A 24,105-nucleotide genomic window follows, 5' to 3' on the forward strand; every position below is an offset into this window, starting at 1 on the left:
GAGCACGGGCGCGATCAGGCGGCCGACTCCTTCCACGCGGCCTCGATGCGCACGGGTCGGGCGAGTTGCCGGCGCTCGGCCCAGCGGACGGCGAAGGGTACCGCCAGGCCGGTCAGGGCGAACAGCGCTCCCACGACATACCATCCGGGGCGGCCCCAGGTGATGCACAGTGAGATGAGCAGGCCCGGGCCGAGGGCCTCGGCGAGACCGGCTCCCAGGCCGAACACGCCGAGGTACTGGCCGGTGGCGTGTTCCGGCGCGAGCGCGAACGACAACTCGAACCCCCCGGCGGAGTGCCATAGTTCGCCGATGGTGTGGATCACCACCGCGGTCGTCAGCAGTGTCACGGCAGCCCATGCCGGAATGCCCGCGGACAGCGAGACCAGCGCGCAGGAGACGAGGAAGGTCATCCCGGATCGGCGGTAGGCGCCCCCGCAGGCCGCCGGGGAATCGATGGCGCGACTGGCCCGTACCTGGAACGCGATCACGATGACGGTATTGATCAGCATGGTGCCCGAGACGAGCCGGCGCGGGGCGGTGGTGGCCGCGACCAGCCAGAGCGGAATGGCCACGGTGAGCACCTTGAACTGGATCGCCATGACGCCGTCCAGCGCGGTGAGCAGAAGGTAGGGGTGGTCTCGGAGCGCGACCCAGCGTGGGCCTTCGGCGGTGGGTTCGGCCGTGACCGCCGGCACGAAGGCGACGATCACCGCGGCGGCCCCGACGGCGGTCGCGGTGCCGACGACGAGCAGTTGGTAGGCGGTATGGGTGCCCACTTGGACGACCCAGCCCGCCAGGAGGGCGCCGAGGGAGATGCCGATGTTGGTCACGGCGCGGAGATAGGCGCGGAATTCCTGTGGCCGGTCCCCTCCGTAGCGCCTGATCAACGGACTGCGTGCGGCCAGTCCGGCCGCCTGGGCCCCGGTGGCCGTGCCCACCGCGAGAACGAACGGCCAGAAGCCGTCCACCCACAGGAAGCCGGCCGTGGCCAGCGCGCGTACGACGAGTGTGCTCACGTAGACACCGCGTGCGCCGTACCGGTCCGCGAGGTGGCCGGCGGCTATGCCCACGGCGAGCGAGACGAAGCCGGCGATGCCGAGTCCGAGACCCACCAGGCCGGCCGAAAGACGGACGTCCTCGGTGAAGTACAGCACCCCGGCGGTCAGGTAGAGGCCGCTGCCGACGGTGTAGACGAAATTGGCGGCCGCGATGACGCGTTGCGGTCCGGCGTCCGGCAGCAGGTGGGGCATCGTGTGGCTCCGCGTCCTCGACGGTCGATGACAACCGGGCAACCTTGTTGCATACAACTCGCAATAGCAAGCCTTTTGCGTCTGGCGGACATTGCGCGGGCCGGTGGCGGTAACGACGGACCGGGTCGACCGGCGCGACCCCGTCGGACGCGGGCGCGTGGAGGCGGCGCCGGCGGAGGAAGCTGCTCCTTCGCCGGCACCGCCGCGTCGTCGACGTGTGGCCGTCGGCGGTGTGGTCTTCGACCACCGGGGGCGTCGCCGTGCGGTCAGCCGTGTTCCAGGGCGATTTTCGGCAGGGCGCGGTCCAGCGGGTTCGGGAGCCACCACGCCTTGCGGCCGAGCAGACGCATCACCGCGGGCACGATCAGACAGCGGATCACCACCGCGTCGAGCAGGATCGCCACCGCCAGGCCCAGGCCGAACTGTTGGAGCATGCGGTCCTCGCTCAGTACGAAGGCACCGAAGACCACGATCATGATGGCCGCGGCGGCGGTGATCACCCGGCCCGTGCTCGCCGGCCCTTCGCGAACCGCGAGCGCGGCGTCCCGCGTGCGCTGCCACTCCTCGTGGATGCGGGCGAGCAGGAAGACCTCGTAGTCCATCGAGAGCCCGAAGACGATCGCGAAGATCATCACCGGGATGAATGCCTCGATCGGTCCCTCCTGCACGCCGAACATGCCGTGCTGGAAGACCAGCGTGATCACGCCCATCGCGGCGCCGATGCTGAGCAGGTTGAGCAACGCGGCCTTCAGCGGTACCAGGATCGACCGGAAGACCAGCAGGAGCAGGACGAACGACAGGCCCACCACGATGGCCACGAACAGCGGCAGTCGATCGGCCACCTTGGCCGCGAAGTCCTCGACCGCGGCCGTACCGCCGCCGACCAGGACGGTCGCGCCGGTGCCGCGCTCCACCGCGGGCATCACGTCCTCGCGCAGGTGCTCGACCAGCCGGGTGGTCTCCTCGTCCTGGGGCGCGGACTTCGGGTAGGCGATCACCGTGGACACGCTCGGATCGCCGGAGGGAAGAATCGGGCTCACCGCGGCGATGCCGGGCGTGCCTTCGAGGGTCGCCCGGGTCCGCTCCGCCGCGCCGCCGTCGCCCTCGACGACCACGAACAGCGGCCCGTTGAACCCGGGCCCGAACCCGTCCGCGAGCAGGTCGTACGCCTGCCGACTGGTCTTGGTCGCCGCGTCGTTGCCCGCGTCGGCGAAGCCGAGGCGCATGTCGACCGCCGGTGCGCTCAGCCCGACCAGGGCGACGACCGGGACGATCAGCGCGATCCACGGACGCCGCTGCACCCAGGCGGCCCACGCACGCCACCTGGTGCCCTCGGCGACCTTGGCCTTCGCCGCGCGCCGCTCCACGTTGCGCTTGATGCGCTTGCCGAACAGGCCCAGCAGTGCGGGCAGCAGGGTCAGCGACGCGAGCATGGTGGTCAGCACGGTCAGCGCGACCGCGAGCGCGACGCCGCGCAGCGAGCCCAGACCCAGCGTGACCAGGCCGAGCAGCGCGATGATCACCGTGCAGGCCGCGAAGAACACGGTCCGGCCGGCGGTGTCCAGGGCACGCCGGGTCGCCTGTTCGGCGTCCGCGCCGCGCAGCAGCTCGGCCCGGTAGCGGGAGAAGATGAGCAGCGCGTAGTCCACCCCGACGCCCAGGCCCACCAGCAGCATCACCGGCGGCGTGAAGTCGGCGATGTCGGCCAGGTGCGATGCGAGTACCACCACGCCGAGGGTGCTGCCGACGGCGAAGACCGCGGTCAACAGCGGTACGGCTGCGGCCACCAGGGACCCGAACAGGAACACCAGCACGATCAGCGCGCCGAGCATGCCCGCGCCCTCGGCCGCACCGCCGCCGCCCTCCTGGGCGCCCCGGATCTGGTCACCGCCCAGTTCCACCCGCAGCGTCGCATCGCTCGTCTCGGCATCCTGCGCGATATCGATGATTTCGCGCACCGCGTCCTTGGGTACGTCGGTGCCCACACCGTCCAGGGTCACCGTCGCGTACGCGGTCAGTTCGTCGTGGGACACCGCGCCCGCGTCGGCGTAGGGGCTGCGCACCTCCGCGACGTGCGGCAGGCCGCGCACCGCGCCGAGCATGCGCTCGACCCGGTCGCGGGTCGCCGGCGCGGACACCGGTGTCTTGTCGTGCAGGACGATCTGCACGCTGTCGCCGGCCTGGGTGGCGCCGTGCCGCTTCAACGATTCGGCGGCGTGCTGCGACTCGGTGCCCGGGAGCGAGAAGTCGTTGTGGTAGTCGCTGCCGATCACCATCGCGATGCCGCTCACCGAGATCAGCACCGCGACCCACACCAGCAGGGCCACCTTGCGGCGGCGGTGGGCCCAGCTCGCGATGCGCTCGAACACGCTCGGGCGGTGGGTGCGTGGCGGAGGCGACGGGTCGGCGACGACGCCGGGCGAGGGATGTGGAACCGGGGTCTCGGACATGACGTGCTCGTTCCGCCGGAGGACTTGGGGACGTGGTGTCGCTCGTCCACAAGCCTCTCGGTGGGATCGCCGCCGAACGTCCTGCCCAGGCACGGTGTGGGCGGACGCCCCCGGTGGGCCCGCCGCGTCGGCGGATACCCCCACGGTTGCGACCGCCGTACACCCCCGGTTGTGGGTCGCCGCCGAACCGCCACCGAACCACCGCCGAACCGCCCCGTCCGCCCCCGCGCCGTCCCCATCGGCGCCCCGACCGGCCCCGTGACCGCTCCGGAGCGGGGTCAGCTCGACCAGCCGGGCGTCACCATCCCCGACTCGTAGGCCAGCACGACCAGTTGGGCCCGGTCGCGAACCTCGGTCTTGGTCATGATCCGGCTCACGTGCGTCTTGGCCGTCGCCGGGCTCAGCCCGAGCCGCGCCGCGATCTCGTCGTTGGACAGCCCGGCCGCGACCAGCACCATCACCTCGCGTTCGCGATCGGTCAACGCCCCCACGCGCGGGTCGGGTTCCGGCGGTGCGACCCGGCCGGCGAATTCGGCGATCAGCCGGCGCGTGATCGTGGGCGAGATCAGCGCGTCGCCGCGCGCCACCACCCGTACACCGTGGATCAGTTCGACCGGTTCGGTGTCCTTGACCAGGAATCCGCTCGCACCCGCACGCAGAGCGCCGTACACGTACTCGTCCAGGTCGAACGTGGTCAGGATGACCACCCGGACCTCGGCCGAGCGCGGGTCGGCGATGATCCGACGGGCCGCCTCCAGACCGTCCAGGCGCGGCATGCGGATGTCCATCAGCACGACGTCCGGGAGCAGTTCGCCCGCGAGCCGAACCGCCTCCGCGCCGTCGACGGCCTCGCCGACCACGCCGATGTCGTCCTCGTTGTCCAGGATCCAGCGCAGGCCGGCCCGGACCAGCGCCTGATCGTCCGCGAGCAGCACCCGGATCACGCCGCTCCCTCCCGGCGCAGCGGCAGCGATGCGCTGACCCGGTACCCGCCACCCGGCCGCGCCCCGGCGGTGAACTCCCCGCCCAGCGCCCGGGCCCGCTCACCCATGCCCGCGACGCCGCTGCCGGCACCGCCGCCGGGCCCGGCGGGTTCGCCCGACGCGCCGACGACCGGCACCAGGCCCAGCATGTCCGTGTTGTCCATCGGCGCCATGTCCACGATCGTGAACACGACCACGAACGCACCGACGACCGCGGTGAACGACGCGTCCGAAGCGCGACCGCGCACCCACGCGGGTATTCGCGAAACGCTACCCATGATCGGCAGCATAGGGGGCGACCGGGTCGGCGCCGCCGGAGCCGGGCGGGTTGTGTGATCCGGGGCGGCCTCGCCCGGCGACCCGGCAAAGCCCTCCACGCGAAACGCCAGGCGCGCCCCGCCCTAGGCGCAGCCGCCCGGTGCGATCAACCCCGTTTCGTAGGCGAGCACCACCGCCTGCACCCGGTCGCGCAGGTTCAGTTTCGACAGGATGCGGCCGATGTGCGTCTTGACCGTGGTCGGGCTCAGCGACAGGCGCTCCGCGAGCTCGGCGTTGCTGAGGCCGGTCGCGAGCAGCCGGAGCACCTCCAGCTCGCGCGGCGTCAGCTCGGACAGGTCGCGCGGTGGTGCCGCGCGCGGCTCGTCGCGGTGCGCGAAGCGCTCGATCAGCCGGCGGGTGATGGTCGGCGCGAGCAGGGCGTCACCGGCCTGGACCAGGCACACCGCGGCGACCAGTTGCTCGGGTGTGACGTCCTTGAGCAGGAAGCCGCTGGCTCCGGCAGTGAGCGCGGCGTAGACGTAGTGGTCCAGGTCGTACGTGGTCAGGATGATCACCCGGGTGCCGGCCGCGCCGCCGTCGGCCAGGATGCGCCGGGTGGCCTCGATGCCGTCCATCTGCGGCATGCGGATGTCCATGAGCACCACGTCGGGCCTGGTGCGCCGCACCGCGGCGATCGCCTCGGTGCCGTTGGCCGCCTCGGCCGCCACCTCGATGCCGTCCGAGGCCAGGATCATCCCGAAGCCGGTCCGCACCAGCGCCTGGTCGTCGGCGATCACCACACGCAGCGCCGGCCGGTTCACGCCGTCCGCCACGGGACTCGGGCCCGGATCCGATACCCGCCCGTCAGCGTCGGGCCGGTGGTCAACTCGCCACCGTAGACCGCCAACCGCTCGCGCAGGCCGATCAGCCCGCGGCCGTTGCCGTCCATCGTCCGGCCGCCGCGCGCACCGCCGGTATCGGTGACCTCGATCTCCAGGCAGTCGTCGGCGTAGCCGAGGACGACGCTCGCGGCCGCGCCGGGCGCGTGCTTGATGGTGTTGGTCAGCGCCTCCTGGACGACCCGATAGGCCGCCAGGTCCACCCCGGGCGGCAGGGGGTCCGGCGGCAACGACATCGCGACGCGCACCGGCGTCCCGGCCGCGCGTACCCGCTCGATCAGCTCGTCCAACCGGTCGAGGCCGGGCTGGGGTTCGAGGTCGTCGGGGCGCTCGTGGTCCGCGGCGGCGAGCAGCCCCATCACGTGGCGCAGTTCGGCCATCGCCGCCCGCCCGCCGGCCTCGACCGCGAGCAGCGCCTCCTTCGAGCGTTCCGGCGCCGCGTCCATCACCTTGCGCGCCGCTCCCGCCTGGATCACCATCACGCTGACATTGTGCGTCACGACGTCGTGCAGTTCGGCGGCGATCCGGGACCGTTCCTCCTCGACGGCCCGGCGCATGGCCTCGTGTTGGGCCTGCTGAAGCCGGGTGTACCGATCCCGGCTCGTGGCCAACTCCCGTCGCCGGAACAGCACCAGCCCGGCCATCGCCCCCGCGACCAGCAACACGAATCCCGGGCTCGACCAGCCCGGGAGAATCGGGGCCGAGTCCCGAAACGCGACGCCGGCCAGCACCGCGGCGCCCGCCAAAACCGAGAGCGCACGCACCCGGTAGGGGCTGTAGACGACGGCACTGTAGGCGCCGATCACGCACGTCAGCACGTTGATCCAGGACGCGTCGTCCTCACCGATGGCCACCCCCGCGCACAACACCGCGGCGAACGCGGCCAGCGGGTGACGACGGCGCACCGCCAGCGGCAGTGCGGAGAGCACCACGAACGGCCAGGGCACGGCCGAACGTTCCTCCGGCATCCAGATCTCCCGCGGCGGCGGAGGCACCGGAGGCCCGAAGGGGTCGGCCCGCCGCGCGTCCTGGACCGGCCCACTGTCGGGATACCGAGCCGCCACGATCAGGGCGAGCACGGTCAGCGCGATCGCCAACACCGCGTCGGCGCGCACCGCACGGCGTGGGAGCGGGGCCTGCTCCGCGTCCGGGCCCAACACGATCGCCAGTCGCGCCCGCCACCCGCGCCGGGTCGCCGGGTCCTCTTGCGTATCCACCGGTTCATTGTGCGACCGGCCCACCTCGGACCGCATCCGCCTGCCCGACCAAGGCCCGGTCTCTGCGGCGTACTTCGCAGGGATGACCCCGCGTCCGGGTCCTCCGCTGGAAGGGCCGAATGTCGGTTGGCCGGCCGACGCGCCCGGTCGGCTGCCGCCCCTACGTTCGCTGGGCCGGCACGGAAACGGCCCCTCTCGACCCCAAGGACGGATGCATCCCATGACCCACGTGATCGAACTGGCGGGCGTGGCCAAGCGCTACGACAGCGCCGGCGCGCCCGCGCTCGGACCGCTCGACCTCGGCGTCGCCCGGGGCGAGGCGCTCGCGATCACCGGCCCCTCCGGCAGCGGCAAGTCCACGCTGCTCAACCTGGTCGCCGGCCTGGACCGGCCGACCGAGGGCACGGTGACCGTGGCCGGGCGGCGCATCGACGGACTGAGCGAGCACGCGCTGGCCCACTTCCGTCGCGAACACATCGGCATGGTCTTCCAGTTCTTCAATCTGCTGGACGACCTCACGGTCGAGGACAACATCCGGCTTCCCGCGCAATTGACCGGTACCTCCCGACGCAAGGCGGCGGCCCGCGCGGGCGAACTGATGGAGGTACTGGGCATCGGGCGGCATGCCGGCGCCTACCCGGGCCGGTTGTCCGGCGGCGAACGCCAGCGGGTCGCGGTGGCCCGGGCCCTGGTGAATCGGCCCGCGCTGCTGCTCGCCGACGAGCCGACCGGTGCACTGGACACCGCATCGGGGCACGACGTACGGGAGTTGCTGGTGAATCTGCACCGGGATGGGCAGACCATCGTGCTGGTCACCCACGACCTGGCGCTGGCCCGGGCGTGTGCGAGCCGCACGATCCATCTGGTGGACGGGCACCTTTCGCTCGACACGAGTGCGGAGGCCCTGCGATGAGAGGCACCGGCGCGCTGGGGCGGGTGGTGCGCTCCGGAGTGGGTCGACGGCGGGTGCAGACCCTGGTGGTCGCGCTCGCCACCATGATGGCCGTGGCCTCGGCCGTGGTCGCCGGATCGCTCATGGTCGCCGCGAGCGCGCCCTTCGACCATGCCTTCGCGCACCAGCACGGCGCGCACCTGAGCGTGGAGTTCGACCCGGACGCGGTGAGTACGGCGCGGCTGGACGCGACCCGGCGAGCCGGCGGGGTCACCGCGACCGCGGGACCGTTCCCGGCGACGACGATCCGTCCGGTGGACCGCAACGGCGGGCATCCGCCGGCGCTGACCCTGGTCGGGCGGTCCGGGCCGGAGGCCGACGTGGACGACTTGGACCTGAGGTCCGGCCGATGGGCGACCCGCCCGGGCGAGATCGTGCTGTCCGCCGCCTTCACCGGCCCCGACATCGAACTCGGCGCCACGCTGCGCGGATCCGATGCCGCCGACGCGCCGACCCTGACCATCGTGGGGATCGCCATGTCCGCGAGCCGGACCGCCGACGCGTGGGCCACGCCCGAGCAGGTCACCGCGTTGGGTTCGGCGGCCGGCCCGCTCACCACGCAGATGCTCTACCGCTTCGCCGCGGCGGGCACCGGGGGCGACATCGCCGCCGCCCGGGCTCGCCTCACGGCGGCGGTCCCCGCAGGCGCACTGCTGGGCAGCCAGTCGTACCTGGACACCAAGCGCTCCGCCGACCGGAACGCCGCGCCGACCATCCCGTTCCTGATGGCGTTCGGGGCACTCGGCATCGCGATGTCGGTGATCATCGTCGGCAGCGTGGTCAGCGGCGCGGTCGGCACCGGACTGCGTCGGATCGGCATCCTCAAGGCGATCGGCTTCACCCCGCGCGAGGTGGTCCGCGCCTATGTGGCCCAGGCGTTGATCCCGGCCACCGTCGGCATCGCACTGGGCGTGCCGCTGGGCAACCTGATGGCGCTGCCGCTGCTGGCGGACACCGAGCAGGTATACGGGGACACCTCGCTGTCGGTGGCCTGGTGGGTGGATGTCGTGGTGCCCGCCGCCGTGTTGCTCATCGTCGCGGTCGCGGCGCTGGTGCCGGCGCTGCGGGCCGGTCGGCTGCGCACGGTCGAGGCCATCGCGATCGGCCGGGCGCCGCGCACCGGGCGGGGCCAGTGGGCGCACCGCGCGGCCGGCAGGCTGCCGTTGCCGCGCGCGGTGACGTACGGGCTCGCGAGTCCGTTCGCGCATCCGGTGCGGATGGTCGCGATGTTGCTCGCGGTGGCCTTCGGCACGGTCGCGGCAACCTTCGCGGTGGGGCTGACGTCGTCCCTGAACGCGGTCGGAAGGGCGCAGGATCCGGAGGACCGCGCCGCGATCACCGTCATCGGCAATATCGCGCACGGCGGGCCCGGTGAACCGGGTGGGCCGCGCGACGGGGAGGGCGGCACCACCGGGCCCGCCGTCGATCCGGCCCGGGTCCGCGCCGCGATCGAGGCGCAGCCGGGCACCGCCTCGTACTACGGCCTGGCCCAGACGGAGGTCACCGTGGCCGGCATCGCCGGTTCGGTCCGGGCGACCCTGTATCAGGGCGATTCGCGCTCCGGCAGCTACGAGATGATCTCCGGGCGCTGGCTCGGCGGTCCCGGGGAGGCCGTGGTACCCACCCGTTTCCTGGACCGCACCGGCACCCGGATCGGCGACACGGTGCGGGTGACGTACCAGGGCGACACGCAGACGCTTCGGATCGTCGGCGAGGCGTTCGACACCTCGGACGACGGCAAGCGCATCCACGCGGACCTCGCCGGCTTCGCCGCCGCCCGCCCCGACGTGTACCTGGTCGAGCCGAAATCGGGCGTGCAGCCCGCCGAGTACGCCCGGCAACTGGGCTCGGTGTTGCGCCCGTTGGGCGGCGAGGTGCTGGTCGACTCCGCTTCGGAGGCCGAGGGCCTGATCCTGGTCCTGGATGCGATGGCCGTCCTGCTCACCCTGATGCTGGTCGCCGTGGCGGCGCTGGGTGTGCTCAATTCGGTGGTCCTGGACACCCGCGAGCGGGTCCACGACATCGGAGTGTGCAAGGCCGTGGGCATGACGCCGAGGCAGACCCTGAGCCTGGTCTTCGCCTCGGTGGCCGGCATCGGTCTGCTCGGCGGGCTGATCGGCGTGCCCGCCGGATTCGCACTGCACGCCTATGTGCTGCCGGTGATGGGACATGCCGCCGGCACCAACCTGCCGCCGAGCATCCTCGATGTGTACAGCACGCCGGAACTGCTCCTGCTGGGACTCGCGGGCATGGTGATCGCGGTCCTGGGCGCGGCCGTTCCGGCGGGCTGGGCGGCTCGGGCACGCACCGCGACGGCCCTGCGCACGGAGTGACCCGCTATGGGCGGCGCGCGGCGGCCCGGCCCCGGCCGGCGCGTGCGGCTCAGGCCTGCGACCTGACCTCCCACAGGTCCGGGAAGACCGGAGAGAACAGGGTGGAGCGCAGATACGCGGCGCCGGCCGAGCCGCCCGTGCCGATCTTGGCACCGATGGTGCGCTCGACCATCTTCATGTGTCGGTAGCGCCACTCCTGGAGGCCCTCGTCGATGTCGACGAGGGCCTCGCAGACCTGCGCCCCGTGTCCGGTCTCGTCGATGTAGACGGCCTTGAGGGCTTCCTGGACGTCCGGGTCGGGTCGCCACACGGTACTCGTGTCGCGCTCCAGGACCCGCTCGGGAACCGCGTATCCCAGCCCCGCGAGGTGTCGCAGCAGCGAGTCGAACACGGACGGGCGGTGTGCGGCGGCCTTGAGCCCCTCGTCCTCACCGGTCTCGTAGCCGCCGAACTCGCGTCGCCCGAGCACGGCTTCCAACTCGCGGAACTGCGCCGACTGGAACCCGCTGGAGGTGCCGAGCGCGTCGCGGAAGGAGGCGAACTGCCGGGGCGTCATGGTCTCCAGGACGTCCAACTGGCCGACGACGGTCTTCAGGATCTTGGCGACCCGCCGCGCCGTGTGCAGCGCGCCCGCGCCGTTGCCGCTCTCCAGTTGTCGCTGGAGCAGTGCGACCTCGTGCAGGATCTGCTTGAACCACAGCTCGTAGACCTGGTGGATGACGACGAACAACATCTCGTCGTGTGCTTCGGTCCTCGGCTCCTGGCAGGACAACAGCGTGTCCAGGCGCAGATAACTTCCGTACGTGACGACCGGGGCGTCGCTCATCGTCGCTTCCTCTCCTTGCGGGCTTTTCACCGTTCCGACGGGCCGGAAACGACGGGCACCATCCTGTGCCGGTCGAGCCCTTTCCGGAATGGCCGACGCACGGAAGCAGGCCCGGTGGATGTAATGATCGCGACGCGTTCGGCGTGGTCTTGTTTACGTTCGTGAACCGGCCGAACGGTGGCCGTGCGGTGGCCGCTCGACGGTGGATCTAGCCGCCGGATCCGGGCGCCCACGGCGGGTCGGTGTCGGGAGCGGCGTCGGGACCGGGGGCGCCCGCGGGATCGGCTCCGGATGCGGATGTGGCACCGGACTCGCTCGACCGTCTGCGCAGGCCGATCCGAACGGCGCCCAGGACGACCCGTCCGATCACGCCCAGCGCGACGAGGTCCACCAGCATCTGGATCATGGCCACCACGCGCGCGGTCTCGGACGTCGGCGCGATGTCGCCGAAGCCGACGGTCGAGAAGACGGTGATCGTGAAGTAGAGCGCGTCGGTACGGTTCATCGGTTCGGTGAAGGCGTCCACGCGGTCCGATCCGATCAAAAAGTACGTCGCGGCGAAGAGCACCAGAAGAAAGGGCAGCGAGACCGACAGCGCCTCGACGGCCTGCAGTCGCGGCCGGTCGGCGCGCATGATCGCATCGATCTGCCAGGCCACGAGGGCGACGAACGCGAGCAGCCCGACGATGAGTCCGACCTCGGCGACGAGGTCGAGACGGCGGTCCAACGGAAGGACGTAGTACAGGACCAGCAGCAGGGTGGCGCTCAGCGCGCCGCGCAACAGAGCGAGCACCATCCGCCGTCGGCCGACCGGATCCTTGGTGGCGAACAGCGTTCTTCGCAACGTCGACGTCGGATCTCCGGGCGACTGGTCCGATGCAAAGATCCGCCTCCTCGGGGTCACTGTAGCTCGCATGTGCGGCAAACCGGGATGAATCATCCGGTGTGGCGTGCGCTCATTCCGGTCCAGGGTTTCGCCGATGCCTTGGTGAGGTACTCCGGCCACCCGAACGCCGCCGAGGACCCCCTGGTTGCCGCCGGTCGGCGCCGGCGCTAGCCTCGCTCGGGTGACTGCCGGGTCGGCCATGGGCCATTCACGAGTGGGGCGCCCGGCCTCGGCGTGAGTCCGAGGCGGGCCAGAGCCCCGCCCTTCCCTCTCCGTTTCCTCGCATCCGGCGCCCATCTGCGGCGCCCGTCCCGCACGGATTCGAGACCTGGAGAGGCTTCCACCGATGACGCACGACCAGCAACCGCAACCGCCGATATCCGGCGTGCAGTTGAACCACACCGCCATCTACGCCAAGGATCGGCGGTCGGCGGCCGAGTTCTTCGCCACGATCCTGGGCCTGGAGGTCGGCACCCCGTTCGGGCCGTTCGTGCCCATCGAACTCGGCAACGGCGTGACACTCGACTACTACGAGAAGCGCGACGAACCGATCCAGTCCCAGCACTACGCGTTCCTGGTACCGGACGGGCAGTTCGACGGCATGATCGCCCGCCTCAAGGCGCTCGGCGTCACCTACTACGCCGACCCGCACCACACCCGGCCGGGCGCGATCAACGACCTCTTCGGCGGCCGCGGTGCGTACTTCGAGGATCCGAGCGGCCACAACATGGAGATCATGACCCGGCCCTACGTCCGCCCGTAGCCGACCACCGGGGGCAGGCGACGAGCCCGCCCCCGGCCGGGCCGGCGCAATCGCCGGACTCGGGTCCGCGCGGTCGGCACCCGGCCTCCGCACGCCGTCCGCCCGGCGACACTCGGCGTGCCGATCGATCCGTTGTGGCGACGGCGGATGATCAAGCGGTGACACTTTCCGAGTAGGGTCCCGGATCTGTGCGGAAGCGGTAACAGCGGAACGCGCGGTCCGCGACGGCGGCTAGTTTCCTGGGACGACGGGCCGCCGCAGGGCGTTTCGCACGTGGATCGGTCCGGGGGGACGAGGTTCGCGGCCCGTCTTCGTTCATACACCGAATCCGGGGGGAACACGGTGCAAAACTCCGTTATGTCCACGCGCGTAGTCCGTCGATCCATCCGCCGCGTCGCGCTGCCGCTCACCGCGCTCGTCCTGGTCGCGGGGCTCAGCGCCTGCGAGTCCGACACCGGCGACGCCGACAAGGCGAACCCGAAGGCGGGTGCGACCCGGTCGGGCAAGCCCGGCGACGCCGAGCCGCCCACCGACAAGTCCGTCGACACGTCCGCGGACCCGAAGGCACCACAGGCCAAGGCACCGGCCACCAAGGCGCAGTTGACCGCCGCGCTGCTGAACGCCCAGGAACTCCCGGCCGGATTGACCGTCAAGGAGACCGTCGACCCCGAGCAGAGCGAGATCCCGACCGTTTCCGATCCCCGGTGTCAGCCGCTGGTGGGTCAGCGCCGGACCAGCGTCGCCACGATCGAACGCGACCTCGTCGGCGGCACCGACCCGCAAGGGGTGGTCCAGCCCGACACGGATGTCGTGCTGAGCAGTTTCCGATCCGACCTGCTCGACAGTCAGTGGACCACCTACATCGCAGCCGCCAAGAGCTGCAAGCGGTTCACCTTCCGGATCGACGCCGGCACGGTCGAATACCAGGTGCTCGACGTCCGAATCGATGCCTACGGTCCCGGCAGCATCGAGATCTCCTCGATGTTGCGGGTCCAGGGCGCCACCGCGCCGTTCACCCAGGCCATCGCCCGAGTCGGCACGACCGTGGTGCAGTTGCGGGCAAGCGGTGAGGACGGCACCACGACCGCGCCGACCTTCCCGGACCACCTCGTCCGCGGCCAGATCGACAAGGTCAGGTCCGAACTCGGCGGCTGAACCGCTCGTTACGCCCGGGCGTACGGCCCGCGAGCCCTGCGACCGCCTTCGCCGCCCGCCCCGCGACCGTCTCGATTCGGCCGGCGCGGCAAAGGCGGCCGAAGTGCGCGCTCCCGCTACGGAGTGTCGCCTTCCGTCGCCTCGGCGACCCGCTTGATCGTCGCCAACCGCCGGTCCCAGTCCGCCGCGAGCGAGGCCATCCAGCGCGCCGTCGCGTCCAGTGCCGCGGGCCGTACCGTGTACCGCACTTCGCGACCGATCCGGCCGCCGGTCACCAGCCCGGCCGCGTCCAGGACGGAGAGGTGCTTGACCACCGCCTGCCGCGAGACGGGCAGTCGCTCCGCGAGCGTCGTCGCGGTGGCCTCGCCCTGTGCCGCGAGCAGGTCGAGCAGCCGGCGGCGGGTCGGGTCGGCCAATGCGACCAGGACGTCGTCGACCGCCCGGCCGACGCCGCCGAGCTCGTCCGTCACGCGGCCGCCTGTTCGGCGCGGGTCTTGAGGGCGTCGAGTTCCTGCGGCCAGCCGCCGGAGTTGTCGCGCACCGCCTTGCCGCGCAGTTCCTCGGATCCGGCCAGGGCCGCGAACCCGCTCTCGACCACCCGAAGCCGCGTCTTGTCACCCTCCGCGATCAGGGTGAATTCCACGAGCGTGCTGTTGTCGTCGCGCAGTTCGTGGCCGGGGAACGCACTGGCCCAGCGGTAGGCCAGGTACGTCGGCGGCTCGACCTTCTCCACCCGCACCGGGAAGTCGCCGTACTCCGGGTTCTTCGCCATCATCGTCTCGCCTTCCCTGGCCACCGTGCCGGGCAGGCTCGCCTTGTCGGCGACCCAGAAGCCGGGCTCGGCCACCAGCGACCAGACCCGCTCCAGGGACGCCTCGATCAGGGTTTCGCGTTCGATTCGGTCCTCGCTCACGAGGTGCTCCTTCATCGTCGTCACCATATGATGCAACCCCAGAGTTGCACATCGGCTTACCGAGTGCAACCCGAGGATTGCACCCGGATCGGGGATCACCACCGGAACACGCCGATCCCCACGCCTCGCCGCCGGTGGCCCCGTCCGAACGGGCCGCCGCCCCGCGGCGCGCGGTCGTGGGGCGGCGGCCCGTTCGGACGCCGGCTCAGATCCAGCCCTTTCGGGCCGCGTGCAGGGCCAGTTGGAAGCGGGTCGTGGAGCCGGCGCTGCGGTTGAGGTGCTCCAGGTTGCGCGACAACGTGCGGCGGCTGATGCCCAGGAGTTCGGCGATGGCCTCGTCGGTCAGACCGCTGCCGAGCAGTTCCAGGATGCGGCGGTGGATCGGGCGCAGCGCCGGCGGCACCCGACCGCCCAGGTACAGCGGGAAGGCCGCCCGCCACGAACTCTCGAACAGCCCGATCAGGGCGGTGAGCAGACTCGACGAACGCACGATGAGCAGCGAGTCGTTGATGTCGGCTTCGACGAACGACATGGACACCAGGGCCAGTCGCCGATCGAAGATGGTCAGCTTCACGGGCACGGTCGGCAGGACCCGGGCCTGCTCGCCGGCGGCTATGCATGGCTTGATGTTGCATGCGTAGTAATGAGCGTTCTGCACGGCGGACTTCGAGTACACGATCCGATACGCGACGCCGTGTTCGAGGTTGCGCTCCTCGGCCTCGTTGGACACGCCGCCGGTGTGGTACGGCGGCGAATCGAAGCGCAGCACCTCGGTGGTCGCGGTGTCCTCGGCGAGGCGGATGCGCTCCTTGATCTGCGACCCGGTGAGCACCTCGATCATTTCGTCGGTACTGGCCTGCGGGTGGACCGAACGCCGATAGCCGCGATAGGCGTCGATCGCCGCCAGTTGGGCCTGGCGTAGTTCGGCGGAACGCACGTGCGCGAGGCGTTCGATACCGATGCTCGGTTCGATGGGGGTGACCGCCGCCGGGGCGGGTCCGGCGGCGGAGGCCAGGCCCAGTTCGACCAGGCGGGCCACCGACTTGTCCACGTCCTCGAGGTCCAGCCCCAGGCGGGCGGCCAGGTTCGCCGTCCCGGTCGGTCCCGTACCGAGCATCGCCCGGTAGACCAGGGCCTCGCGATCGGCAAGGCCGAGTCGGCCCAGATGTTTCGGTAGATCCTCGTCGCGCATGCTCGTTCCTTTCGCCTGCCTGCTGCTGCCCGCGGCGATGCCTTCATGGCGCGGACATGGTGCCCGATCCGGTGGCAGCATGGCAGCGCGGCCGTCCGGTTGGGTCGGAGTGCCCAATTCCGCCACTGGCGATCGTGTGCCGCCGCAGGGGCCGGATCGGGAGTAGACCATGCGCACCCCCGGGTTCCGGGGCGTCCCCTCCTCCCCCTGGGAGCAGTTGTGCGCATACGCATCCGAAGGCCGACCGCGGCCATCGCCGCGGCGGTGGTCCTTCCGCTCTTGCTCGTGCCACCCGTCCACGCCGTGGCCCAGTCGACCGCTCCCGGCGGTACCGCGGCCGCTTCCGGCACCGGTCGGCACATCGTGGTACTCAAGGACGAAGCGGCGTCACCGGAGACGGTCCGCGCGGAATCCGCCCGCATCGTCACGACGTACGGCGGCACCGTCCGGGCCACCTACGGCACGGCGCTCGCCGGGTTCGCCGCGGAGCTGAGTCCGGCGCAGGCGCATCGGATCGCGGCGGATCCACGGGTGGCCTACGTGGATCCGGACACCGAGGCGCGGGCCTCCGCATCGGCCACTCAATCCGATCCGCCGTCCTGGGGTCTGGATCGGGTGGATCAGCGCAAGCTGCCGCTCGATCACGCCTACACATATGCGAACACCGCGAGCAACGTCACGGTGTACGTCCTGGACAGCGGGATCCGCACCTCGCACCAGCAGTTCGAGGGACGGGCGAGCGTGGGCGTCGACGAGGTCGGCGACGGCCGCGACGGCCAGGACTGTCTCGGTCACGGCACGCACGTGGCCGGCACCATCGGCGGCCGGGACTACGGGGTGGCCAAGGGTGTGCGCCTGGTGTCGGTGCGGGTCCTGGACTGCCACGACAGTGCCAGCAAGTCGAGCATCATCGCGGCCGCCGACTGGATCACCGCGCATGCGGTGAAGCCGGCCGTGGTCAACATGAGCATCAACGGCTCCCGCAGCACCAGCGAGGAGACCGCGATCAAGAACTCGATCGCGTCCGGTGTCACGTGGGTCGTCTCGTCCGGGAACGACGGCACCGACGCGTGCCGGAACGCGCCGGCCGCGGTCGAGCAGGCGATCGTGGTGAACAACTCCGACTCCGGTGACCGGCGCCGCTCCGACTCGAACTACGGGTCGTGCACCGACCTGTTCGCGCCGGGCACCGGCATCAAGTCGGCCTGGAACTCCACCGACACGGCGACCAAGGCCAAGACCGGAACCTCGATGGCGGCACCGCACGTGACCGGCGCCGCCGCCCTGTGGTTGTCCGAGCACCCCACGGCGACCCCGGCCGAGGTGGAAAGCGCCCTGATCCGGCAATCCACCCCCGGCCTGATCTCCGACGCCCACTCGGGTACACCCAACCGCCTTCTCTACACCGGTGGTTGAGCCGAGGGCACGGAACCGGCCGCACCCCCAATGGAAACCCGTCCCCCGATGAGGAGGTCCCCGATGCGGATCACAGGCATCCCGACCAGGCTCGGCATCCCCGCATTGGCCGTACTGGTCGTCGGAGCCGCCGCGCTGTCACCCACGGCACAGGCGAAGGAGCACTCCGCCGCGAACCCGGCAGCCGCACCCGCCGCCGCGGAGTCGTCCGTACCCAAGTTCGACCACGTGGTGGTCGTGCTCTTCGAGAACACCAACTACGAATCCATCAAGGGAAGTTCGAAGGCACCCTACTTCAACTCCCTGGCCCGGCAAGGCACGTTGTTCACCAATTCGTTCGGGATAACCCACCCCAGCCAGCCCAACTACATCGGGCTGTTCTCCGGCTCGCAGCACGGTGTGACCGGCGACGACTGTACGAACCTGACCGGCGACAACCTCGGACAACAACTCGCGGCGGCGGGCAAGACGTTCAAGGCGTACTCCGAGGGCCTGCCCAAGGCCGGCTCCCGGGACTGCAAGAGCGGCAAGTACCGCCGCAAGCACGCGCCCTGGGCCAGTTTCGCGAACACCGCGGGGGCGAGCACCCACGTACCGTTCTCGGCCTTCCCGTCCGACTACAGCAAGCTGCCGGACGTGTCGTTCGTGGTGCCGGACATGTGCAACGACATGCACGACTGCCCGACCGGCACCGGCGACACCTGGCTGCAGCGCAATCTCGACGGATACGCGCAGTGGGCCAAGACCCACAACAGCCTGCTGATCACCACCTTCGACGAGGACGACTTCCGTTCGGTCAACCAGATCCACACCGTCTTCGTCGGCGACCACGTCAAGGCCGATCACCAGTCCTCCGGCTCGATCAACCACTACAGCGTGCTGCGCACGCTGGAGGACATGCACGGCCTGCCGGCGCTGGGCGAGGCGGCCCGCAAGTCACCGATCACCGACGCCTGGTCCGGGTCGACCCCGGGCGGATCGACGCTGTTCGCCGACGACTTCGAGGCCGATCGGGGATGGACGGTGAACTCCGCCGGCACCGACACCGCCACATCCGGGGCCTGGGAGCGGGGTGATCCCGACGAGACACGATCCACCTACGGTCCCAAGCAGATCAAGCAGTTGGGCAGCACCGGGTCCGGGACCAGCGCATTGTCCACCGGTGCCCGGGCAGGTGCCGACTACAGCTCCAACGACCTCGACGGGGGCGTGAGTTCGGTGCGCTCGCCGGAGATCGCCCTGCCCGCGGGCGGGCCGGCACCGAGCCTGCGGTTCTCGTACAACCTGGCCCACGCGAACAACGCCGATGCGGACGACCACATCCGCGTCCGGGTGATCGACGGTGCGCAAGCCACCACCGTGTTCGAGCGCACCGGCTCGGCGACCGAGGTGGCCGGCGCGTGGCAGAACGCCACGGTCGACCTCTCGGCCTTCTCGGGTCGGACGATCCGGCTGGAGATCGAGGCCGCCGACAGCGGCACGGCCAGTCTCATCGAGGCCCAGGTCGACGACGTCACGATCACCGGCTGAGCCGCACCACCCACAGTCGATCGACCCGGTGGCCGTGCCCCGATCGTGGCCACCGGGTCGATCCCGTCCCCTCCCGCTCGGCATCCGAGAAGGTGAACGCACCCGTGTACCTCTCGACCATCGACCGGCCGGCCAAGGACGCCGCGCGCTCGCGCCGACCGCGCCGCCCGCCGGCCGGGATCAGCGCCAACGTACTCGCGCTCGGCGCCGTGAGCCTGCTGACCGACGTCTCCTCGGAGATGGTCACCGCCGTACTGCCGCTGTACTTCGTCCTCGCCTTGGACATGAGCCCGGCCGCATACGGCGTCATGGACGGCCTCTACACCGGCGCGACCGCGCTGCTGCGGCTGGTCGGCGGCTATCTGGCCGACCGCACCCGCCGGCGCAAGCGGGTCGCCGGGGTCGGCTACGCGATCTCCGCTCTGGCCAAACCCGCCCTGCTCGTCGCGGGCGGGTCGATGCCGGCGCTGGGCGCGGTGATCGTCGCGGATCGAGCCGGCAAGGGCCTGCGCTCGGCCCCCCGAGATGCCCTGATCACCCTGTCGACACCCGAACCGATGCTCGGCCGGGCGTTCGGCGTGCATCGCGCCATGGACAGCGCGGGTGCGTTCGCCGGACCGCTCGTGGCGCTGGGCCTGTTGGCCGTCGTCGGGGCGGCTTCCCCGGCCGCGTTCGACGCCCTGTTCATCACCAGCTTCTGCATCGCCTGCATGGGCCTGCTGACGCTGGCGCTGTTCACCCGCGACCGGCGTGCGGAGACATCGCCGGCGGAGCCGGTCACCGCGCGCGCCGCGCTCGGCCTGCTCGGCTCGGTCCGGGTGCGCCGACTGGTCTACGCGGCGGCCCTGCTCGGCCTGGCCACCATCGGCGACGGTTTCGTCTACCTCGTGCTGATGGATCGTCAGGGATTTTCGGCGGGCTGGTTTCCGCTGTGCGCTGTCGGTACGAACCTCGTATACCTGACTCTCGCAGCGCCGTTCGGCGCGCTGGCCGACCGTTGGGGCCGCAAACGTATGTTGTTGTGCGGCTACACGGCGCTGTGCGTCGGCTATCTCCTGCTGTTCGGCCCGCTGTCCGCGACGTGGACCACCGTGCTCGTGTTGGGCTGCCTGGGCATGTTCTACGCTGCCGCCGACGGCGTCCTGATGGCGCTCGCCGGCCCGGTGCTGCCGGCGTCGCTGCGCACGACGGGGCTGGCCCTGGTACAGACCGCGCAGGCGCTGGCTTATCTCGTCTCGTCGGTCGCGTTCGGCCTCGCCTGGGTGAACTACGGCCCCGCCACCGCGACCAGGGTCGCCGCCGGCGCCGTACTCGCGGCGATCGCGGTCACCGCGGTCCTGCTCCCCGAACCCGCTCCCGAGGAGGCTCTCGCGTGAGTACGCGCATGCGTATCCTGATCGCCGTCGTCGGTTTCGTCTCGTTGGTGGCGGTCGCGCTCGCCGCGATCGGGTCCGCCGCCGGGCCCACCCGCCGGGCCGCGCACGCCGGTACACCGGGCGCGGTGTCCCTGGACCCGGGGCCACGCCTGATCGCCCGCAGCACCGCGCGCGACACCCGCGATCACCTGGTCGCGGTGGCCGCGAGCGATCCCGCGGGGCCCCGCACCGTGGCCCAGATCTCGTGCGTACGGGTGTCCGCGGCCGGCGGTACCGGGATCTGCCTGCGCCTGGCCGACGGCCTGCGTACGTTCGAGGCGGTCGTCCTGGGCCCGGATGGGACGGAGCATCGCGCGCTGCCACTGGTCGGCGTGCCCAACCGAGCCCGGGTCTCGCCCAGCGGCCGGCTGGTCACCTGGACGGTGTTCGTCACCGGCGACTCCTACAACGGCGGCCGCTTCGCCACCCGCGTCGGCATCCTCGACACCGGCACCGGGGACCTGGTCTCGACCCTCGAGGACTGGGCGGTCAGCGTCGACGGCAGGCCGTACCAGGCGGAGGATCTCAACTTCTGGGGCGTGACGTTCGCCCCGGACGACCGCTACTTCTACGCGACCATGTCCACGGCCGGCCGCCGCTACCTCGTGCACGGCGACCTGACCACGCGCAGCATCCGCACCGTCCGGGAGAACGTCGAGTGTCCCTCGCTCTCACCCGACGGCACCAGGCTGGCCTTCAAGTCCGCGGTGGCCGGCGATCCCGACCGCGGCTGGCGCCTGTCCGTTCTGGACCTGGCCGGCGGCGGGGTGCTCCCGCTCGCCGAGACGCGTTCGGTCGACGACCAGGCCGCGTGGATCGACGCCCGGACGGTCGCCTACGGACTCCGGCGCGGGGGTGGGCACGCCGATGTCTGGCAGGTCCCGGCGGACGGATCGGGCGCCCCGAGCGTGCTGATCCCCGACGCGGACTCCCCCGCCACGCTCGCCGGCCCCGTCGAACCCTCCGCGGATCGGCCAAAGACATGAACGATCCCACCCCACGCGTGCCGTCCGGGCACGCCGCCTCGACCGGCTCGGCCCGCACTGCCGTCCACCGTGCGGGCCGAGCCGACCCACACCGAGGTCAACGACCTTTCCCGATCCGGACGTTGCTCGTCGGCCACCCGGTCCCGTTCGCCGCCGCGCTCGCGACGGCCCGCCTTGACCACGGCAAGTCCCACGATTGCCAATGCCGCCACCGAAACCACGAGCACCGCCGGGATCACGACCGTATGCACCCCGTCCCCCCCGCCCACCCGGGCCACGCCCCCACCCCGACCGCCGCCATCGAATGCCTCCCGAAACCGCCCGGACCGTATGGGCCATCCGGACAGTGGAGGAAGCGCACGCCCGCCCGGGCAAGGCGATCACCGATTCCGGCCCGAAATCGCCCCCGGGGCGCGACCGTCGACCGCCCCCGCCGCCGCACCGCCGCACCGCGAACTCGGCTGATCTGTGGCCCTGTTGCCATCACCGTCGGCCGCATCCGCGACGAGTGGCGGATAATCCGTGCAGCGCACACGGCCTGCCGCCCGATCCCCGGAACGCCGGGATCCGGTTCGCCCCGCCCAGCCGCGTCGTTTCCGTCCCGGCCCGGCCGGTGCGCGGCCGCGGCCGGGGCCGGAATGGCCGGCAATCGCCGTCGACGTCGCGGGGGCCCTCGATCGAGCCCTCGACCTCGATCGATTCCATGCAATCGCAACACGGCGCGGGTACAGTCGCATCCCACACGTCAGCCGCCCGAACCGCTCGTAGAGTGGGTCGGGACGGGCTACGGACGGCAGAGTCGCGCGCGGCGATCCGGTGCCGAGGGAAGAGGTGCGGGTGAGCGGGAGAGTGGATGGCGGTCACGGTCGCAGACATGTGCGTCGACGCAGTGCGGCGACGGCCCAGGGGCCGAGCCCGCGAAGCCGTGCCACCCGTGCCACCCGCGATCAGCTCAACTGGCTCAACGAGGCGAGCCTGCGCATCGGTACCACCCTCGACCTGAAGACCACCGCACAGGAGCTGGCCGACTTCACCGTTCCCCGCCTGGCCGATGCCGCCGCCGTCGATCTCCTGGAGTCGGTGCTCCAGGGCGAGGAGGGGCAACGGCCGCGTGGCCGGGGGAGGCCGGTCCGTCGGGCGATGGCCGTGGCGGCGATCGAGCGACTCGCCGACCTGGAACCCGACGAGGTCGGCGAACTGTCCACGTCCGCCCCGGACCGGGACTCCCGCTTCACCCGGGCCCTGGCCGACGGCCGACCGCTGCTCATCGGCAGCTTCGGGCCGGACGACTACGAGGAGCTGGCACCCACCCCAAGTGCCGCCGGCAAACTGCGCCAGGCCGGCGTACACACCTACCTGATGGTGCCGTTGATCGCCCGGGGAGTGCTGCTGGGCCATGCCGACTTCATCCGCGCGGGCGGCCGGCCCGGCTTCACCGAGGCGGATCTGGCACTGGCCGTGCAACTCGCCTCCAAGGCCGCGGTAGACATGGATAACGCGCGCCTGTACGGGCGCGAGCGCCAGCACGTGGCCCGGCTCCAGCGCAATCTGCTCCCCCGCGTCACCCCGCGTACCCCGGGCCTGGAGGTCGCCTCCCGGTACATCCCGACCGCCGATCCGCTCGGAGTCGGCGGCGACTGGTTCGACGTGGCGCCCCTGCCGGGCGGGCGCACTGCCCTCGTGGTGGGGGACGTGATGAGCCACGGCATGTCGGCGGCGGCCACCACCGGCGTGCTGCGGGCCGTCGCACGCACCCTGATGGCCCTGGACCTGACGCCCGAACGTATCCTCGCCCGCCTGGACTTGGCCGCCCGTGACCTGGAGGACGACCAGGTCGCCACCTGTCTGTGCGCCGTCTACGACCCGGCCGAGGGCAGTTACACCCTGGTCAGCGCCGGGCACCCGCCACCGCTGCTGGTCACCCCGGACGGCAAGGCGTCGTTCGTGGACGTGCCGGTCGGTGCTCCGATCGGCACCGGCGTCATCCCCTACGATCCGCTGCGGTTGACCGTCCCGCCCGGCAGCCGACTGGTGCTCTACACCGACGGGCTGGTCAAGTCGCGGACCGAGGACATCGACGTACAACTGGCCCGACTGCGTGCGCTGGCCGCCGGGATAGGGCCGGCCGCGCTGGATTCCGGTGCGCTCGACGACCTCGCGCCCGGCGGTGAGACCCGCTTCGACGAGGCCGTCGTGCTCGTGGCCGCCACCGTGGATCCGCTGCTGGGCACGGACTTGCACACGTGGGACCTGCCCGCGAGCGGTTCGGCGGCGGGCATCGCGCGCAAGTTGGTCAGGGAGCAGCTCGACGTCTGGGAGTTGACCGATCTCTCGGACGTCACCGAACTCGTGGTCAGCGAACTGGTCGGGAACGCACTGCGCTACGGCGTCGCACCCGGCCAACTGCGCCTGCTGCGGCACGACCGTCTGGTCGTCGAGGTCTCCGACACCGGCCCGGACCTGCCACAGATCCAACACTCCTCGCTGAGCGACGAGGGCGGCCGTGGCCTGCAATTGATCAACATGCTCTGTCGGGGCTGGGGTTCCTGCCGGACCCCGAACGGCAAGATCGTCTGGGCCGAACAGGACATCCCGTAGGGAACGGAACGACCGATCGCTGACGATGCGCGCGGGTCGGTTCGGGTCGAGGCTCGGATTCGGGTCCCGGCGCGGGCGCGGGT

At 71.4% G+C, this 24,105-nt stretch carries 20 protein-coding genes; 9 read left to right on the plus strand and 11 right to left on the minus strand.

Going from position 1 to position 24,105, the window contains the following annotated elements; genetic code table 11:
* Window positions 1-14 precede the first annotated feature (14 nt).
* The 6 genes from A3IC_RS0101725 to A3IC_RS51970 all read right to left on the minus strand — a co-directional run bounded on the left by A3IC_RS0101725 (window position 15) and on the right by A3IC_RS51970 (window position 7,093).
* Window positions 15-1,250 (minus strand): MFS transporter, encoded by a 1,236-nt coding sequence (locus A3IC_RS0101725; protein ID WP_020548334.1) that lies wholly within the window; start codon window positions 1,248-1,250, stop codon window positions 15-17.
* Window positions 1,251-1,516: 266 nt separating this feature from the next.
* A complete protein-coding gene (locus tag A3IC_RS0101730) occupies window positions 1,517-3,700 on the minus strand; it encodes an MMPL family transporter (protein ID WP_020548335.1) in 2,184 nt (727 codons plus the stop codon).
* A gap of 278 nt (window positions 3,701-3,978) precedes the next feature.
* Window positions 3,979-4,644 (minus strand): response regulator, encoded by a 666-nt coding sequence (locus A3IC_RS0101735; RefSeq protein ID WP_020548336.1) that lies wholly within the window; start codon window positions 4,642-4,644, stop codon window positions 3,979-3,981.
* Entirely contained in the window at window positions 4,641-4,961 is a 321-nt protein-coding gene (locus A3IC_RS72900; RefSeq protein WP_191864153.1) for an ATP-binding protein, read from the minus strand. Before A3IC_RS72900 ends, A3IC_RS0101735 begins: the two co-directional genes overlap by 4 nt.
* A gap of 123 nt (window positions 4,962-5,084) precedes the next feature.
* A complete protein-coding gene (locus tag A3IC_RS0101745) occupies window positions 5,085-5,774 on the minus strand; it encodes a response regulator (RefSeq protein WP_020548338.1) in 690 nt (229 codons plus the stop codon).
* Entirely contained in the window at window positions 5,759-7,093 is a 1,335-nt protein-coding gene (locus A3IC_RS51970; protein ID WP_020548339.1) for a sensor histidine kinase, read from the minus strand. Before A3IC_RS51970 ends, A3IC_RS0101745 begins: the two co-directional genes overlap by 16 nt.
* Window positions 7,094-7,277: 184 nt before the next feature.
* On the opposite strand from A3IC_RS51970, the gene A3IC_RS67210 reads away from it, so the two are divergent.
* A complete protein-coding gene (locus tag A3IC_RS67210) occupies window positions 7,278-7,970 on the plus strand; it encodes an ABC transporter ATP-binding protein (protein ID WP_020548340.1) in 693 nt (230 codons plus the stop codon).
* Window positions 7,967-10,342: an ABC transporter permease gene (locus A3IC_RS0101760; RefSeq protein WP_020548341.1), complete on the plus strand. Its 2,376-nt coding sequence runs from the start codon at window positions 7,967-7,969 to the stop codon at window positions 10,340-10,342. The genes A3IC_RS67210 and A3IC_RS0101760 overlap by 4 nt, the downstream gene beginning before the upstream one ends.
* Window positions 10,343-10,391: 49 nt before the next feature.
* Here the strand turns inward: A3IC_RS0101760 and A3IC_RS0101765 are convergent, their stop codons facing one another.
* Window positions 10,392-11,168 carry a tryptophan 2,3-dioxygenase gene (locus A3IC_RS0101765; protein WP_020548342.1) on the minus strand — a complete coding sequence of 259 codons (777 nt, stop codon included), beginning with the start codon at window positions 11,166-11,168 and terminating at the stop codon, window positions 10,392-10,394.
* Between the two features lie 208 nt (window positions 11,169-11,376).
* On the minus strand, window positions 11,377-12,012 hold the full coding sequence (locus tag A3IC_RS0101770) for a potassium channel family protein (protein WP_020548343.1): 636 nt from the start codon (window positions 12,010-12,012) through the stop codon (window positions 11,377-11,379).
* Window positions 12,013-12,400: 388 nt separating this feature from the next.
* Here A3IC_RS0101770 and A3IC_RS0101775 point away from each other — a divergent pair, with 388 nt between their 5' ends.
* Together A3IC_RS0101775 and A3IC_RS51975 are read left to right on the plus strand one after the other, a co-directional pair.
* On the plus strand, window positions 12,401-12,817 hold the full coding sequence (locus tag A3IC_RS0101775; protein ID WP_020548344.1) for a VOC family protein: 417 nt from the start codon (window positions 12,401-12,403) through the stop codon (window positions 12,815-12,817).
* A gap of 357 nt (window positions 12,818-13,174) precedes the next feature.
* Complete coding sequence (locus tag A3IC_RS51975; protein WP_020548345.1) at window positions 13,175-13,972, plus strand: hypothetical protein; 798 nt, start codon at window positions 13,175-13,177, stop codon at window positions 13,970-13,972.
* A 116-nt stretch (window positions 13,973-14,088) separates the two neighbouring features.
* On the opposite strand, the gene A3IC_RS0101785 is transcribed toward A3IC_RS51975, so the two are convergent.
* From A3IC_RS0101785 to A3IC_RS0101795, 3 genes are all read right to left on the minus strand, one after another.
* Window positions 14,089-14,442: an ArsR/SmtB family transcription factor gene (locus tag A3IC_RS0101785; protein WP_020548346.1), complete on the minus strand. Its 354-nt coding sequence runs from the start codon at window positions 14,440-14,442 to the stop codon at window positions 14,089-14,091.
* Window positions 14,439-14,912, minus strand: coding sequence for an SRPBCC domain-containing protein (locus tag A3IC_RS0101790; RefSeq protein ID WP_020548347.1), 474 nt, complete (start codon window positions 14,910-14,912; stop codon window positions 14,439-14,441). The genes A3IC_RS0101785 and A3IC_RS0101790 overlap by 4 nt, the downstream gene beginning before the upstream one ends.
* Window positions 14,913-15,090: 178 nt before the next feature.
* A complete protein-coding gene (locus tag A3IC_RS0101795) occupies window positions 15,091-16,077 on the minus strand; it encodes a helix-turn-helix domain-containing protein (protein WP_020548348.1) in 987 nt (328 codons plus the stop codon).
* Window positions 16,078-16,296: 219 nt separating this feature from the next.
* Between A3IC_RS0101795 and A3IC_RS0101800 the strand changes: the two genes are divergently transcribed.
* From A3IC_RS0101800 to A3IC_RS0101820, 5 genes are all read left to right on the plus strand, one after another.
* Window positions 16,297-17,493: a S8 family peptidase gene (locus A3IC_RS0101800; protein ID WP_020548349.1), complete on the plus strand. Its 1,197-nt coding sequence runs from the start codon at window positions 16,297-16,299 to the stop codon at window positions 17,491-17,493.
* A gap of 63 nt (window positions 17,494-17,556) precedes the next feature.
* Entirely contained in the window at window positions 17,557-19,023 is a 1,467-nt protein-coding gene (locus A3IC_RS69945) for an alkaline phosphatase family protein (protein ID WP_020548350.1), read from the plus strand.
* A 104-nt stretch (window positions 19,024-19,127) separates the two neighbouring features.
* Window positions 19,128-20,399 (plus strand): MFS transporter, encoded by a 1,272-nt coding sequence (locus A3IC_RS0101810; protein ID WP_026217770.1) that lies wholly within the window; start codon window positions 19,128-19,130, stop codon window positions 20,397-20,399.
* Complete coding sequence (locus A3IC_RS51985; protein ID WP_191864154.1) at window positions 20,396-21,424, plus strand: TolB-like translocation protein; 1,029 nt, start codon at window positions 20,396-20,398, stop codon at window positions 21,422-21,424. The genes A3IC_RS0101810 and A3IC_RS51985 overlap by 4 nt, the downstream gene beginning before the upstream one ends.
* A gap of 876 nt (window positions 21,425-22,300) precedes the next feature.
* Window positions 22,301-24,022, plus strand: coding sequence for an ATP-binding SpoIIE family protein phosphatase (locus A3IC_RS0101820; RefSeq protein ID WP_020548353.1), 1,722 nt, complete (start codon window positions 22,301-22,303; stop codon window positions 24,020-24,022).
* Window positions 24,023-24,105 lie beyond the last annotated feature (83 nt).

Source organism: Embleya scabrispora DSM 41855, from assembly GCF_000372745.1.
GTDB lineage: Bacteria > Actinomycetota > Actinomycetes > Streptomycetales > Streptomycetaceae > Embleya > Embleya scabrispora.